The organism is Acinetobacter sp. CY73 (assembly GCF_059515865.1).
This window is the reverse complement of sequence record NZ_JCAKMZ010000033.1, coordinates 24,947-38,406: the sequence shown is the minus strand read 5'-3', so window position 1 is coordinate 38,406 and position 13,460 is coordinate 24,947. Positions and strand designations below refer to the sequence as shown.

Sequence of the window (13,460 nt, the reverse complement as noted above, 5' to 3'; positions counted from 1 at the left end):
AATAAAAAAGCCCAACATCCTGTTGGGCTTTTTTACATATTTAGTGCGTTGGCATAACTCCTGTCATACCGGCATTTTCCGTTGCTATCATTTCTTATTGTTGTCTGGAGCATCCTGCTCTCTATGTCCCCATCATAAAAAATCATCCCAGACCGGTATAGAGGCAAAGGACGTTTTAAGCTGTACGCCAGGGCTTACATTGCTTAAAATTTATCCCCATTTTTTGTGGATTATTTCGGTTGTGTGACAGTTGATAAAGTTCAAAAAACCGCAAAATTGATTAGTTTTTAACCAAAATGATTGGCAGAAGATATCAAAGTTGCTCAAAAAAGAGCCGACTTGTGTCGAAGTCGGTTTTTTGAGGTATTTTGAGATTATGTAAAATATCTAAGTAATTGTTTTTATATTATTTTTAAGATTAGAGTTCGCATAAGCTCCATTATGTTAAATGGACATATTGAATACGTGAAATTTACTTCATTCTATTGCCATCTTGATCAATAATTATTTCGCCATCCTCTTTGCTAAATGCATTGAGTTGAGGGGCAGATAATAGATCCAGTACTAACTCAGAAGGTCTACATAATTTAATACCAAGATCAGTTACTACAAATGGGCGGTTAATTAGAATTGGATATTCAAGCATAAAACCGATTAACTGGTCCTCAGTCCAATGTTCTTGAGCTAATTCCAGTTTCTCGTAAGGTTCCACATTTTTACGAATGGCTTCACGAACTGAAAGCCCAGATTTCTCAATTAAAGTAATTAACTCTTCTTTACTAGGTGGTGTTTTCAAATATTCAATTACTTCAGGTTCTTGCCCTGTATTTCGAATAAGTTCGAGGGTGTTTCTTGAGGTTCCACAGGCAGGGTTATGATAAATCTTAATCTTTTGTGACATGACTTTTCTCAGTGCAAAACAATATTGCATTTATATATGGATATGCGTATATTCGCAATAGTAAATATAGTGAGTTATAAGAAAATGAATCAAACCGATTTCTTTAAGTGTCTTGCTGACCCGACTCGTTTGGATATTTTGAAGTTAGTAATGGCCAAACAAAGTGTTTGTGTGTGTGAACTGACAGAACAGCTACAACTCAGCCAACCTAAGATTTCTCGCCATTTGGCCTTACTTCGAAATCTTTCCATTCTGCTTGATCAAAGACAAGGGCAATGGGTGTATTACCGTTTAAACCCAAATCTTCCTGAATGGGCAAATGATGTTTTAAACATTATCTCAAATCAAAATGACGACATCATGAATAACCCTCTTGTTCATTCTTCAATTTCAGTGCATTGCGAGTAATACTGATGAAATTTTTATTCTTATGTACGGGTAACAGTTGCCGTAGCATTCTTTCAGAAGTGTTATTCAATAGCCGTGCGCCTGAGGGTTGGAAAGCTTACAGTGCTGGCAGTAGGCCTTCAGGTCAGGTTCATCCATTCACCATTAAGACTTTACACAATTTAGGCTTATCTACTGACGGTTTATCAAGTAAGACCATTGATGACTGTGAACAGTATCAACCTGATGTGGTGATTACCGTGTGTGATCAAGCCGCTCAAGAAGCTTGTCCACTTTACTTAGGGGGAGCGATTAAGGCGCATTGGGGCTTATCTGACCCATCTCATTTAGACCTTCCTGAAGAAGAAAAGCTGAAAGCTTTTTTAGTGACAGTTGATCACATTAATAAACGCCTAGATGCTTTATTTGCACTAGATATAAACAAATTTTCTCGTTCTGAGCTTATTGCAGAAATCAATAAAATTTCAAATATTGAGTAAAATTATGTCTACTTCAAGGCTTTCATTTTTAGATCGTAATTTAACGCTCTGGATTTTCATTGCGATGGCATTAGGTGTGGGAATTGGGGTGTTCTTTCCTCAAGCATCTGTTGCTTTAGACCAGATGAGTATGGATTCAGTCAATATCCCGATTGCGATTGGCTTGATTTTGATGATGTATCCACCACTGGCCAAAGTGGACTATGCGACCTTGCCACAAGTATTTAAAGATAAACGAACGCTTACCTTATCTTTGGTTCAAAACTGGCTGATTGCACCGTGTTTAATGTTTGCTTTAGCCATCATTTTTTTACAGTCCTATCCTGAATATATGACCGGTGTGATCCTGATTGGATTGGCTCGTTGTATTGCAATGGTTTTGGTGTGGAATGGCTTGGCATGTGGTGATAATCAGTATGTTGCAGGATTAGTGGCATTTAACAGTATTTTCCAAATCTTGTTTTTTAGTACCTATGCTTGGCTATTTCTCACCTTCTTACCGCCATATTTTGGTGTGGAAGCGCAAATCATTAATGTCAGTTTCTGGACGATTACCCATGCAGTTCTGGTTTATTTGGGTATCCCGTTCTTACTGGGTTTTTTAACTCGCTTTATTCTTGTGAAACAAAAGGGGTTGCTTTGGTATCAAACCAAATTTATTCCTAAAATTGGTCCGCTGAGCCTCGTTGCCCTGTTATTTACCATCGTGGCTATGTTTAGCCTGAAAGGTGGTGAAGTAGTCAGTTTGCCACTCGATGTACTCAGAATTGCAATTCCTCTAACGATTTACTTTGTCCTGATGTTTTTCATTAGTTTCTTTATGAGTAAGTGGATGGGGAATGATTATCCAAAAACTGCGGCTATTTCTTTTACTGCGGCAGGTAACAATTTTGAATTAGCGCTCGCTGTTGCTATTGCGACGTTTGGTTTGGCATCACCGATTGCTTTTACAACGGTCATTGGGCCACTGGTTGAAGTTCCTGTACTGATTGCTTTGGTGAGTGTGTCACTGTGGCTTAGAAAAAAAGTTTTTAAAGAGATATAACGCTATGAGTCTCCCAAATATAGATTTAAATCTTCTTGAACAACCGACTTTAGACAAAGTTCAAGCCAAAGAGCTGGATCATTCACCCCGTATTTTACTGCTTTACGGTTCAAATCGAGAAGTGTCCTATAGCCGACTAGCTGTTCAAGAAGCAGGGCGAATATTGGAACACTTTGGGGCTGAGGTAAAAATCTTTCATCCAAAGGGATTGCCTCTGCCGGAAGATGCAAATACTGAACATCCAAAGGTAAAAGAGCTGCATGAACTTTTGGCTTGGTCAGAAGGGATGGTGTGGTGTTCACCTGAACGACATGGTTCGATGAGTTCTATTTTAAAAGCTCAAATTGATTGGATTCCACTGGCAGCAGGTGCAATTCGTGCTACTCAAGGTAAAACCCTTGCTGTCATGCAAGTCTGTGGTGGATCTCAATCATTTAATGCGGTTAATCAGCTACGGATTCTAGGTCGTTGGATGAGGATGATTACAATTCCGAATCAATCATCCATTCCAAAAGCTTTTTTAGAATTTGATGAAAATGGGCGTATGAAGCCATCTTCTTACTACATAAGAATTGTGGATGTGATGGAAGAGCTATATAAATTTACGCTTTTAACCAGGGGACAATCAGCATATTTAACTGATCGTTATTCTGAGCGTATTGAAAGTGCTGAAGAGCTGTCGAAACGTATAAATCAAAAGAGTATTTAGTTTTTCTATAATTAACATAATATACATTATACGAATGCAAAAATGGGAGCTATAAGCTCCCATTTTTAGTCTTTAATGCGCTTTTTAGCTTCGTCATAAACTATGCTATCAGCTCGTTTCCCGACTGTGATGAGCAAGATAACTACCTGATCATCTTTAACTTGATAGACAAGTCTGACACCAGCTTTTAATAATTTAATTTTATAGCAACCCGCAAGATCGCCTCTAAGCATATTCTTTGGAATATGTGGCTGCTCTATGACTTTGGCTAGCTTCTTCTTAAATTGATCTCGTATAGCAACAGGGAGTTTTTCCCATTCTGCTGTAAAGTCTTTGTGACGTAAAAGCTTATAAGTCATCTAATGTGACTTCCTCAAACATCTCTTTAGGGTCATTAATGCGCTTACGGACAAGAGCTAATAATTCTTCATCTTCTTCTGAAAGCAAAGCTTTCTTGACAGGTAGTTTCCCAGTCGTAGCAACATACTCAAGAATACTAGTAAAGAAATCTGTAGGTGCAATACCTTGTTCTTTAAGGATGGAATAGGATTTTTCTTTAAGGGCTTCATCGACCCTGAAGTTAACAGTAGCCATCATATCTCCCAGTTATTTAATGTACTAAGAGTACTGTAATGCAAATTGCATTACAAGTCGACTTCGTATAACAACCATTATGTTAAATGGAGATGTAACAGTTTAAAAATTAGAATTAAATTAACATTTTTAAAGAGATAAATTTTGCAAAAAAATCATAAAAAAGCTAAACCCTGAACTTTAAGATTATGCATAATCAATTTAGGTATATTAAAAAGGTTAAACTTAGATGGATCCTTCGCCGGGTACAAACTTTAAAAAAAGCAAAACTTCTCTTAGATTTTTAGAGGAGATGGTCTAATGGAATTCTTGTTAGATCCTGGAATTTGGGTAGGCTTACTCACCCTGATTGTTTTAGAAATTGTTTTAGGTATCGATAACCTAGTCTTTATTGCCATTTTGGCAGATAAACTTCCTCCTGAGCAGCGTGATAAAGCTCGTATCATAGGTCTATCCTTAGCATTGTTAATGCGTTTGGGCTTATTGTTTGCAATTGCTTGGTTAGTCACTTTGACCAGACCATTGATTACAGTCTTTGACTGGACCTTCTCTGGTCGAGATCTGATTCTCTTATTTGGTGGTTTATTCCTGCTTTATAAAGCAGTCAGTGAATTGCATGAGCGAATGGAAGGTAAGACAGAAGTACATGTTACAACCAATGTTGTATATGCAAGTTTTACAGCAGTTGTAGCTCAGATCGTAGTGTTAGATGCCGTGTTCTCATTAGACTCGGTTATTACCGCGATTGGGATGGTAGATAATATTTATGTGATGATGGTGGCTATGATTGTAGCTATGGTTGTCATGTTGGTTGCATCTAAACCCCTCACCAGTTTTGTAAACCGTCACCCTACTGTAATTATCCTCTGCTTAAGTTTCTTGCTCTTAATTGGTATTAGCTTAATAGCAGAAGGCTTTGGCTTCCATATTCCAAAAGGTTACATCTATTCGGGTATCGGTGTTGCAATTGTGATTGAAGCTTTTAACCAGTTTAGCCAACGCAACGCAACAAAGCATGAATCAAAAATCCCATTACGTCATCGTACTGCCGACTCAATTTTAAGATTGATGGGTGGAAAAATGGAAACGGTCTCAGATAGTCCTCGTCATGCTGAAGCCCAAGAAGCATTTGCGGATGAAGAACGCTATATGATTGGAGGGGTACTTACCCTAGCTGAAAGATCGGTTGCTTCTATCATGACTCCACGAAGTCAAATCTCCTGGATCAATGTAAACGAGACACCTGAAAAAATCCGTGAACAGGTACTATCTGTCCCACACAGCCTATTTCCCGTTTGTCGAGGTAGTTTGGATAAAGTCTTAAGTGTCGTTCGTGCTAAAGAAATATTAGAAGTACTGGATGATCAGGAACAGCTGAAGGCACTAATTAAACGTCATCGTCCAATTTTCATTTTTGAAAACATGAAAGTGATTGATGCGATTAATACTTTACGAACGTCTAAAGGTTCATTGGTTTTAGTCAATGATGAATTTGGTAATGTACAAGGCTTAATTTCACCGCTTGATGTATTTGAAGCAATTGCAGGTGAATTTCCTGATGCAGACGAACAACTAGATTTGGTGAAGCTAGATGACCACACATGGAAAGCATCCGGCATGTTAGATCTTTATCAGCTTGAACTCGTATCAGGATTAGATCTGGTAGAGTACGATGCAGGCTATATTAGTGTTGCAGGGCTGATTCTGGATAAATCTAATGGTGTGGTAGAGGTTGGATCAAAGCTAGATTATCAAGGTGCACACTTTGAAGTAATCGAACTAGAAGCCAATCATATCAAGACTGTTATGATTACTTTAAGGTAATGAGCAATTGAAAAAGCCCTCATAAAATTATGGGGGCTTTTTGATTCAAGCTATTCGTTCGTTAATAAAGAAATTTCGGCTGGAGTATAGCCACGCTCATATAGAATACTTGTAATAGCTGCTCTAATGTTTTGACAGTTAGATTTCTTGTTTTTTTTGAGTAAGTCCAAATCACTATAACCGCTTAAGTTATATTTTAATTCGAGGACTTTCGAATTTGGTGATGAATAAAGAGAATGTAAAAACTTACGTATTCGGGGGCGCATATGGGGCTTAATCAGGAAATGAAATATCACTTTATCGTATTTTAAAACAATAAAAAAGTAGATAAGTAAAAAATTCTACAATACTTAATTTAGAAATTTTAACTTAAGTATCAATATCTTAATCAAAGTTAAGCTGATACTCATCAGTCGTAATCTTAATTTTCAGATTTTTATATTTTCTTTTAGTTGAACTAAGAGCTGAATTAGTGACCTCTTCATAAAATTTAGGATCATTCATGAGATCGTGAAATAACTTATATCCAATCAATACCTTACTGGTATCTTTGTTTTCTTTTAACGTATTTTCGATGAGTTGATCTAAATCTGTTACTGAAAAATTATGCATATTACGCTCTATAGTATCTTTCTGATAGAACAATACAGACTTAGCAATAGGATTTAAAGCTTTATTAGACAATTGATATTTATGAAATTATAAGAAAAATAATATATTAGTTTTATCTATGTAAAGTTAAGATTTCCTAAAATTAACATAATACACCTTATGCGAAATGCTCTTTTTTATTCAATATAAATCATAGCCTTATCGTACAGCAAAAAGCCCAATCACTACCGATTGGGCTTTTTTTATGATTCTTCAAGTTCCACGCCTACTATTTAATCAATGTTTCACAATTGTGATTAGCTCAGTTAAATAGTGGCATTAGCCATTTGGCAAAAAAAATCGGCTTAACCACCCTCTTTTCGGCTGCTCCGGTTCTACGTGCTCAGGCACTGGAATACGCTTATTTTCTTCTTGCTCCGAAGTAGTCAATCCGTCATGTTTGGACTCTTGTTGATCATCTTGATTAACAGTTTCTTGCGCTGATGAGTTTTCAACCTGAGAATCTGAATTGGTATTAACTTGGAGTTTTTGATCATTAGGTGTGGGTGGATTGGGTTTAGGTGCTTCCAATAGACGCTGCATTGCTTCAATTTGTTCTTGGTAAAAAACTTCTCTTTCTAATGACTGATTCTCACGTAGTAATGCTTGGTTTAATTGTTTTTCAAGCAAGTCAACTTGACGTTTAAGTAAGTCAACTTGTGTTAATTCTTGACTGTCAATTGATTTACTTTGATTTACATTGTTAGATTTTATTTTAGGCTCGCCAAACACTCTCAAAGCTTCAGAGAAGTCAATTAATCCGTCTGATCCTTTTGATAAATTCCCTTTATTTATATGAGCATATATAGCTTGTCTTGAATATCCATAAAGTTTAGCTAATTCAGAAACTGTTAACTTTTGCATAATGTAAACTATAGATTTATTTGTATTTATATTTGACTGTTAACTTCACAATGTCAATTAATTGACTTAATTGAATCCCACTTTCTTTAAGTATGGTAAGAGTTCTTGAAGCATCTGAGAGTCTTTTAGCATTTCAGCGATTCTTATAGCAAATTGAGCATAAGTTTCTGTACCCTGAGAATAACTCCCCATTTCAGGAAGTTCTGAAAGTTTCTTAGCAAACAAGTGGCGTTGAGAGTCAGTTAATTCTTTAAACTTATGTTGATTCAGACTCCTCATTTCACTTGGAGCTTTTTTCTTTTGTTTGAAATTAAACGAAAATCCAGTGATAGATCTTCCTGTCTTATGTTGATCAACTTTGACGACAATGTCCGTGTGTTCGTTAATTTGCTTCATAGCAATATCTAAAACGTATTTTTTAAAGTCATACATACGTTTGTACTCAGAATCTAATACTCCAATTTTCTTTCTAAAATCTATAAGCGAGATAATAGGGGTCGATCCGCTACTACGCCATGCAATTAAAATTTCATATAAACGAACAGCATATGCACTACTTAAATTACTAATCTGTTGAATTTCATATTTTGTAAATTGCTCTTCTAACCGAGTAATTAAAGGAACAATAGCTGGGGAAAAAATTAACTGAACAATAGCTTCATTGTCGATATAGGCAACTTCACTAACCCAACGCGATTTATGGTTAATAATATTCCCTTTGTCACTTAAGCTTTGGTAGCTAAATTGTCTGGCAAATAAGTCATCACAGGCATCTTTTAAAGCTTGATAAGCAGTATTTCGATGAACATTAAATTGATTAATATAACTTTCTGCATGGACTGTTAAGGGATCATTTGCATTAATTCCTTTACCTGACTCTCTAGCTTCAACAATTGCTAAAAGAATTAATCTTTGTTCAACAAGGTCTAGATTATAGCTAGCATTTATTAGCGCATTGTCCTTAACTACTAATTCTGATTTCATATGACGAGTTATATTTTTATTTCGTTAAAACGAGATTATATGATCATCTCGTTTAATGCAAGGTAAACCTCGTTTTAATGCAAGGTAAACCTCGTTTTAATGCAAGGTAAACCTCGTTTTAATGCAAGGTAAAACTCGTTTTATAAGTTCTGTATCCATTGATATTAAAGGCTCTTAGGCTGGCTAAAAGTATTTAAAAGCTTAAAAATAATTAAAAGCCCATATTTTTAAAATTGCCCTATGTTTTCGCTACGCTCAAACTCTATTGAATCTCGCTTTCGCTCGATTCGAGGGGCAATTTTTTGGTAAATCTCTTTGTGAATTGTTTAAAAAGCAAAAGTACTCGGAATTCGCTTCGCTCATCAGTTTTTTTGCTCGCTACGCTCGGTTGAGATTCCACTTTTCTGTGTACGCACCCATTCGGGATGCTCTGTTTTTCCCGGTTTTGATGGATAGGGAGCTTGTTTTTCAGGGAAAAGGAGGGCGAATTTGGGGCGTTCGCTCGTAGACACTCGCTCTTTTTATACCTTTTAGGTATCTACCCAGGTGGTGTGGAACTTTTAAATTTGGTTTTCGGATGTTTTTTAGGAGCCGTTTATTTGGCGTTTTAAGCCTTATTTTGAGTTGTCTTGTAGTGATCTCTATCCGAGTTGGTTTAAATGGCTGTAATCGTCGTTTTTCGCGTTTCTGAGGGATTTAAAACGGTGTTGGCGGTTCATATCCTGAGTCTTTTTCTTTTTTAGGTTGGCTTTCCACTATTTTTGGGGCGCTTTGGGGTGTTTTTTTCAGGTCTTCAAATCGGTTTTCGATGCTGCTGAGGTTGAGTCGGGTGCCGATCTCGGCCATATCGAGTTTGTGGCCATTGAGGTAGTGGCCTCGTTGTTTGGCGATTTTGAGGAGTTTTTGGTCGTTTTTCAGGATTTGGTAGGCAATGTTGAGGTGTTGTTCGTTGTGGTGTTTGCGGATGAAGTCCATCAGGTCACTTTGTTTTTGTTCGAGGGTTTGTAGGTAATTGTTGCGGTCGGCTTGGTCTTGGCGTTCTGCCCAGTATAGAACGTTCTGGCCATCGTAGTAGAAGCGCATGTCGTCTGCAGCAGCTGCTGCATTGATTGCTGGTTGTTCTTGTTGTTGTTTGGCCAAGGCCTGTTGGTAGGCGATTTTGTGGATCTCTTGGTGGTTGTGTTCGCGGATTTTGCGGATGGTTTCTTTTTGTGCTTGGACTTCGAGTTGGATGATGGGATCTGCACTGTGCAGTTTCCATCGTGGAATTTGCGGTACGTCTTGTAGGTTGGTGCCGTATTTTTGGTTGTAATCGGCATTGGACAGGCTCGATACCTGGTTTTCGACTTGGATCGTGATTCCTTGGATGGTGATCGTTTTCGTTGGCGCATGGTGTTTTAGGGCTTCGTTGATTTTGTGTTCGGTGATCAATCGAAAGGTTTTGAGTTGGTTTTTGCCTTGGCCAAGGGCATTGGCTGTGATTTTCGGTGCGCCTCCGGTTTTGGGGTTTTTCGGGCGGTATTGTTTGAAGAATTGTTCGGCTGGGCGTTCGATGCCGTCGTGGAGGCTGCGTTCGGAGTACATCAGGTGGAGGTGGGGTTGGTCTTCGCCTGTGAGGGTACTTTCGTGGTTGTGAACGGCTGCGGTGTAGGGAAATTGGTGGGGGTTGGCAAATTCGTCGATGAGGGTTTCGACCAGGGCTATTCGGTGGTGTACGCTGAGTTCTTTGGGCAGGGCGATGGTCAGTACTGTGGCGGTTCGGCCTCGGGCGATTTCGTATTTGTCTGCGCTTCCCCAAAATTTGTCTGGGGATGTTTTTGCCCAGTCTGGCATGTTGCCGGACTGTATGTATTCGAGTTTTTCATTGTCTTTGTGATTGGCAAAGTGCGCGGTTCGGGTCAGGTAGTGGTAGGTGTTTTTCGAGCTGTTTTCTTTTTTGGTGTTGTGTCGAACGTTCATGTAGTACATGCCGTTGTTCCTTGTTTTTGGCTGTGCTTTTGCTTTTGTCCCGCAGGGCGAGGAGAACTGTCTTTTTGAAAAAACTTTCGCGTAGTGGAAGTTTATCAAAAAAAGACAGGGAAACGAGATAAAAATTTATTCTGTCATACAGAATAAATTTTTAAGTTCACTGCGTTTTGATGGTAGATTCACTGTACTAACGGTGAAGGTTTGGCTTCTTGGAGTGCTGTTTATGGTGGGTCGTAAAGCATTGGTTCTGTCTGCTGCAGATGTGAATGGGGTGATTGATCACATTAAATCGTTGCCGTTTAAACGTAAGATTCAAGAGCGCTTTGTGCTGATGATGCAGGGGAAAAAATCGATTCAGGATTTTTCGGCAGCGGATCTTGATTTGGTGAAGAAGTGCCGTTATGAGATGAATGCGTATCATCGACAAATGGAGGCATTAGCCAGGATTAAAGCGCAGTCTTCTCATTCAAGTTTTGAGCGTGACATTTTGGATCTGTCTAAGCGTACCGATATTGATGCCTATTTTTTAATGCTCGATGCGTTGAAAATGTATTTGAAAAAGGCGGATCAGAAACAGGCTGAAGCAAAGCTCAAAAATGATAAGAAAAGGATGGAGAAGAAACAGGAGGATTCGAAATCTATTGCTCGTAAACAAAGGGATCGTGAGAATTATTTTTTAGGGGCAGCGCTACGCAAGTTATTCGATACAACGGGTGTTTTTTCGAAGAAACGTAATGATCTTGATCGCTTGTGTACAGTGGTGAATTGTGCTCGCTTAGTCGAGCTTTTGATTGAACAACAAGCCATTGATTTAAAAAAATATGATGAAATATTGAGAAACAGTAAAAAGGGTCAGGAGTTTGATCAAACGGTTCAAGAATTGATTCAGGATTTGAGAAATCCTTTTAAGTAATCGCTAGTTATATAGTGTAGAGCTGTCTTACTTTATAGGTTTGTACTGGAAATGCCCTATTAAAGGCATTTCGCATAAGGTGTATTATGTTAATTTTAGGAAATCTTAATCGAAGTGAAATATATAGCTCAAATCATAGAATGTAATGAGAATCTCGAATTCATTCTAAAAATTAAGGTTCGTAATGAAATTCTAGAGGTATTTAGTTCTTCAATACCCTCATGTATTGATCTCAAAAAAAATTACCTTATAGATTTAGAAGCTACTATTTTTGATGATTACCTTATTGAGAAAACACATTATTCCCATCAAATTAAGCAAATAGATAATAGTCTAAGATATGAAATTATTGGATATTTAAAAGAAGGGAAGCTAGATGTTAATGGCTTAATTTTTGAAGATGATATTTTAAATAGAGATTTTTTTTACTTAGATAACAATACAGTAAAATGGACTGTCGATAGAATTAATGCTGACTTTGATGACAGAGATTGAATCCATTTAACATAATGGGCATTATGCGAAACGCAATAAAAATAATTATTTTTTTCAAATACTTAGAAATTTTTACCCACCCCAAAAAACACCAAAAAGCCGACGGTGAAACATGTCGGTTTCTTTTTAAGCAGTTTTGATATCTTCTGCCAATAAAATTGATCAAAAATTATACTTTTTAGGTGTGGAAATAGATTTTTGTGATACATTATTGTATATACAAATTTGAATGTTTTTTATGGAACTGTATTTCGAATGGGATGAGGCCAAAAACCAAAAGAATCAGAAAAAACATGATGTATCTTTTGAAACAGCAAGCCTCATTTTTGATGATCCTTTAAGGATCTCAATCCAAGATCGACATACCAATGGTGAAGAACGTTGGCAAACTATTGGTATGGTTAAAGGCGTACTGATGTTATTAGTGGCTCATACCATCTTTGATGAAGATGACTGCGAAATCATACGAATCATTAGTGCAAGGCAAGTCACCAAAGCGGAGCGAAATCAATATGAGCATGGCTAGATATACACGCAAAGAACTGAATGAAAACTTCAGTGACAAGCAAGATGCTGAAATTAAACGCTTGCTTGCAAAGGGAACTGTACCAGATGAACAATTAGACTTATCTGATATTCCCGAAATTACCGACTGGAGCAATGCTGTTCGCCATGGGCAATTTTATCGTCCAGTTAAGCAACAGACTTCTGTTCGCCTGGATGCTGATGTACTTGCATGGTTAAAAGCTCAAGGGAAAGGCTATCAGACACGTATGAATAAGATTTTACGTGAAGCGATGTTGCAAGACTTAAAGAATCATTAATAAATGGGAGCATTAGCTCCCATTTTTGATTTCGTATATGCGAGAAAAATTTTGTGTGAGTATCAATAATTCACTAGAAAGAAATAGATGTGATGAATAAACCATTGGGTACGTCTGGAGTTAATCGAACTCTAGACAAACTAGTAGGGGCATTACTAGAGGGTAAAATAACCTTGCCATCTTGTGCAAAATAATTAGTGAGATAGTTAATGATTTGGTTTAAAACTGCTATATTTTTCTTGTTATATATGATTTATATCATTTTAATTTTAAATTTGTATGCTAAAGCTTTAATCAAAGTAAGTATTCTTAGTCATTTTTTTAAAGTGCTATTTAGTTTTTTATTCTATTTGCTGGTTGCGATTGCTTTAATTTTTCCTTTTTTTCATATTCATAAGTTTGTAGATGATTTCCATATATATATGGATCAAAACAATATTTATTTTGCTTTTATTTTTATTTCTTTTGCATTGGTTTTTAGTTTTTCAATAATTTATTTTAATAAAAAATTTGGTCCTAAGTTAAAGGCTTTAGGCTATTTTAAATGATTGATGCGTGCTGAAATAACAGGAGACTTACACTTAGAATGTTTTAGGCAGCTCTCTGGCTACCATTATTAAATTTCAACAGACTCTAATCATATATCAATGATCTATATTTAACATAAAATCTCTTATGCGAAGTCAAAAAACGAGGATCTATAGTCCTCGTTTTTTGTAAATACTACTATGTTAGGAACTTCAACTATTATGGATTTCCAATAATAGATTCCATATTGCATATCTCATTTAGTATAGGACC

The 13,460-nt window shown here is 37.0% G+C and carries 16 protein-coding genes and 1 pseudogene; 10 read left to right on the top strand and 7 right to left on the bottom strand.

The window, feature by feature from the left end:
- Window positions 1–472 precede the first annotated feature (472 nt).
- Window positions 473–901 (bottom strand): arsenate reductase (glutaredoxin), encoded by a 429-nt coding sequence (gene arsC, locus AC5YD2_RS13895; protein ID WP_496126886.1) that lies wholly within the window; start codon window positions 899–901, stop codon window positions 473–475.
- Window positions 902–985: 84 nt separating this feature from the next.
- Between arsC and AC5YD2_RS13890 the strand changes: the two genes are divergently transcribed.
- Genes AC5YD2_RS13890 through arsH form a run of 4 tightly spaced genes read left to right on the top strand, consistent with a single transcriptional unit; the run spans window position 986 to window position 3,542 of the window.
- A complete protein-coding gene (locus AC5YD2_RS13890; protein ID WP_496126885.1) occupies window positions 986–1,309 on the top strand; it encodes an ArsR/SmtB family transcription factor in 324 nt (107 codons plus the stop codon).
- Between the two features lie 5 nt (window positions 1,310–1,314).
- Window positions 1,315–1,788 (top strand): arsenate reductase ArsC, encoded by a 474-nt coding sequence (locus tag AC5YD2_RS13885; RefSeq protein ID WP_496126884.1) that lies wholly within the window; start codon window positions 1,315–1,317, stop codon window positions 1,786–1,788.
- 4 nt (window positions 1,789–1,792) lie between these two features.
- Window positions 1,793–2,833 (top strand): ACR3 family arsenite efflux transporter, encoded by a 1,041-nt coding sequence (arsB, locus tag AC5YD2_RS13880; RefSeq protein ID WP_496126883.1) that lies wholly within the window; start codon window positions 1,793–1,795, stop codon window positions 2,831–2,833.
- Between the two features lie 4 nt (window positions 2,834–2,837).
- Complete coding sequence (gene arsH, locus AC5YD2_RS13875; protein ID WP_496126881.1) at window positions 2,838–3,542, top strand: arsenical resistance protein ArsH; 705 nt, start codon at window positions 2,838–2,840, stop codon at window positions 3,540–3,542.
- 65 nt (window positions 3,543–3,607) lie between these two features.
- On the opposite strand, the gene AC5YD2_RS13870 is transcribed toward arsH, so the two are convergent.
- Both AC5YD2_RS13870 and AC5YD2_RS13865 read right to left on the bottom strand, forming a co-directional pair.
- Window positions 3,608–3,901, bottom strand: a complete 294-nt coding sequence (locus AC5YD2_RS13870; RefSeq protein ID WP_000221358.1) for a type II toxin-antitoxin system RelE family toxin — start codon at window positions 3,899–3,901, stop codon at window positions 3,608–3,610.
- Window positions 3,891–4,136, bottom strand: coding sequence for a type II toxin-antitoxin system RelB/DinJ family antitoxin (locus tag AC5YD2_RS13865; protein ID WP_000246756.1), 246 nt, complete (start codon window positions 4,134–4,136; stop codon window positions 3,891–3,893). The genes AC5YD2_RS13870 and AC5YD2_RS13865 overlap by 11 nt, the downstream gene beginning before the upstream one ends.
- 300 nt (window positions 4,137–4,436) lie before the next feature.
- Between AC5YD2_RS13865 and AC5YD2_RS13860 the strand changes: the two genes are divergently transcribed.
- The gene (locus AC5YD2_RS13860; protein ID WP_496126895.1) at window positions 4,437–5,960 is read left to right on the top strand and encodes a TerC family protein; all 1,524 of its coding nucleotides are present in this window, start codon (window positions 4,437–4,439) and stop codon (window positions 5,958–5,960) included.
- Between the two features lie 384 nt (window positions 5,961–6,344).
- On the opposite strand, the gene AC5YD2_RS13855 is transcribed toward AC5YD2_RS13860, so the two are convergent.
- The 4 genes and pseudogenes from AC5YD2_RS13855 to AC5YD2_RS13840 form a co-directional block, all read right to left on the bottom strand.
- Window positions 6,345–6,572, bottom strand: a complete 228-nt coding sequence (locus AC5YD2_RS13855; RefSeq protein ID WP_496126898.1) for a hypothetical protein — start codon at window positions 6,570–6,572, stop codon at window positions 6,345–6,347.
- Between the two features lie 318 nt (window positions 6,573–6,890).
- Window positions 6,891–7,475, bottom strand: a complete 585-nt coding sequence (locus AC5YD2_RS13850) for a plasmid replication DNA-binding protein (protein WP_496126894.1) — start codon at window positions 7,473–7,475, stop codon at window positions 6,891–6,893.
- 66 nt (window positions 7,476–7,541) lie between these two features.
- Complete coding sequence (repM, locus tag AC5YD2_RS13845) at window positions 7,542–8,459, bottom strand: replication initiation protein RepM (RefSeq protein ID WP_496126893.1); 918 nt, start codon at window positions 8,457–8,459, stop codon at window positions 7,542–7,544.
- Between the two features lie 1,119 nt (window positions 8,460–9,578).
- Window positions 9,579–10,427, bottom strand: a pseudogene (locus tag AC5YD2_RS13840) (MobA/MobL family protein); the annotation flags it as partial.
- 223 nt (window positions 10,428–10,650) lie between these two features.
- On the opposite strand from AC5YD2_RS13840, the gene AC5YD2_RS13835 reads away from it, so the two are divergent.
- The 5 genes from AC5YD2_RS13835 to AC5YD2_RS13815 all read left to right on the top strand — a co-directional run bounded on the left by AC5YD2_RS13835 (window position 10,651) and on the right by AC5YD2_RS13815 (window position 13,207).
- Window positions 10,651–11,340, top strand: coding sequence for a hypothetical protein (locus AC5YD2_RS13835; RefSeq protein WP_496126892.1), 690 nt, complete (start codon window positions 10,651–10,653; stop codon window positions 11,338–11,340).
- A gap of 114 nt (window positions 11,341–11,454) precedes the next feature.
- Complete coding sequence (locus tag AC5YD2_RS13830; RefSeq protein ID WP_015060210.1) at window positions 11,455–11,835, top strand: UCP019853 family protein; 381 nt, start codon at window positions 11,455–11,457, stop codon at window positions 11,833–11,835.
- A 238-nt stretch (window positions 11,836–12,073) separates the two neighbouring features.
- A complete protein-coding gene (locus AC5YD2_RS13825) occupies window positions 12,074–12,361 on the top strand; it encodes a BrnT family toxin (RefSeq protein ID WP_496126891.1) in 288 nt (95 codons plus the stop codon).
- Window positions 12,348–12,659: a BrnA antitoxin family protein gene (locus tag AC5YD2_RS13820; protein ID WP_496126890.1), complete on the top strand. Its 312-nt coding sequence runs from the start codon at window positions 12,348–12,350 to the stop codon at window positions 12,657–12,659. Before AC5YD2_RS13825 ends, AC5YD2_RS13820 begins: the two co-directional genes overlap by 14 nt.
- A 209-nt stretch (window positions 12,660–12,868) precedes the next feature.
- Complete coding sequence (locus tag AC5YD2_RS13815) at window positions 12,869–13,207, top strand: hypothetical protein (RefSeq protein WP_496126889.1); 339 nt, start codon at window positions 12,869–12,871, stop codon at window positions 13,205–13,207.
- Window positions 13,208–13,460 lie beyond the last annotated feature (253 nt).

Coding starts and splice junctions, on each gene's coding strand:
- AC5YD2_RS13850 (WP_496126894.1), bottom strand. CDS start 7,475: ATGCAAAAGTTAACAGTTTCTGAATTAGCTAAACTTTATGGATATTCA.
- arsH (WP_496126881.1), top strand. CDS start 2,838: ATGAGTCTCCCAAATATAGATTTAAATCTTCTTGAACAACCGACTTTA.
- AC5YD2_RS13865 (WP_000246756.1), bottom strand. CDS start 4,136: ATGGCTACTGTTAACTTCAGGGTCGATGAAGCCCTTAAAGAAAAATCC.
- arsB (WP_496126883.1), top strand. CDS start 1,793: ATGTCTACTTCAAGGCTTTCATTTTTAGATCGTAATTTAACGCTCTGG.
- AC5YD2_RS13870 (WP_000221358.1), bottom strand. CDS start 3,901: ATGACTTATAAGCTTTTACGTCACAAAGACTTTACAGCAGAATGGGAA.
- AC5YD2_RS13815 (WP_496126889.1), top strand. CDS start 12,869: ATGATTTGGTTTAAAACTGCTATATTTTTCTTGTTATATATGATTTAT.
- repM (WP_496126893.1), bottom strand. CDS start 8,459: ATGAAATCAGAATTAGTAGTTAAGGACAATGCGCTAATAAATGCTAGC.
- AC5YD2_RS13890 (WP_496126885.1), top strand. CDS start 986: ATGAATCAAACCGATTTCTTTAAGTGTCTTGCTGACCCGACTCGTTTG.
- AC5YD2_RS13825 (WP_496126891.1), top strand. CDS start 12,074: ATGGAACTGTATTTCGAATGGGATGAGGCCAAAAACCAAAAGAATCAG.
- AC5YD2_RS13820 (WP_496126890.1), top strand. CDS start 12,348: ATGAGCATGGCTAGATATACACGCAAAGAACTGAATGAAAACTTCAGT.
- AC5YD2_RS13855 (WP_496126898.1), bottom strand. CDS start 6,572: ATGCATAATTTTTCAGTAACAGATTTAGATCAACTCATCGAAAATACG.
- AC5YD2_RS13885 (WP_496126884.1), top strand. CDS start 1,315: ATGAAATTTTTATTCTTATGTACGGGTAACAGTTGCCGTAGCATTCTT.
- AC5YD2_RS13860 (WP_496126895.1), top strand. CDS start 4,437: ATGGAATTCTTGTTAGATCCTGGAATTTGGGTAGGCTTACTCACCCTG.
- AC5YD2_RS13835 (WP_496126892.1), top strand. CDS start 10,651: ATGGTGGGTCGTAAAGCATTGGTTCTGTCTGCTGCAGATGTGAATGGG.
- arsC (WP_496126886.1), bottom strand. CDS start 901: ATGTCACAAAAGATTAAGATTTATCATAACCCTGCCTGTGGAACCTCA.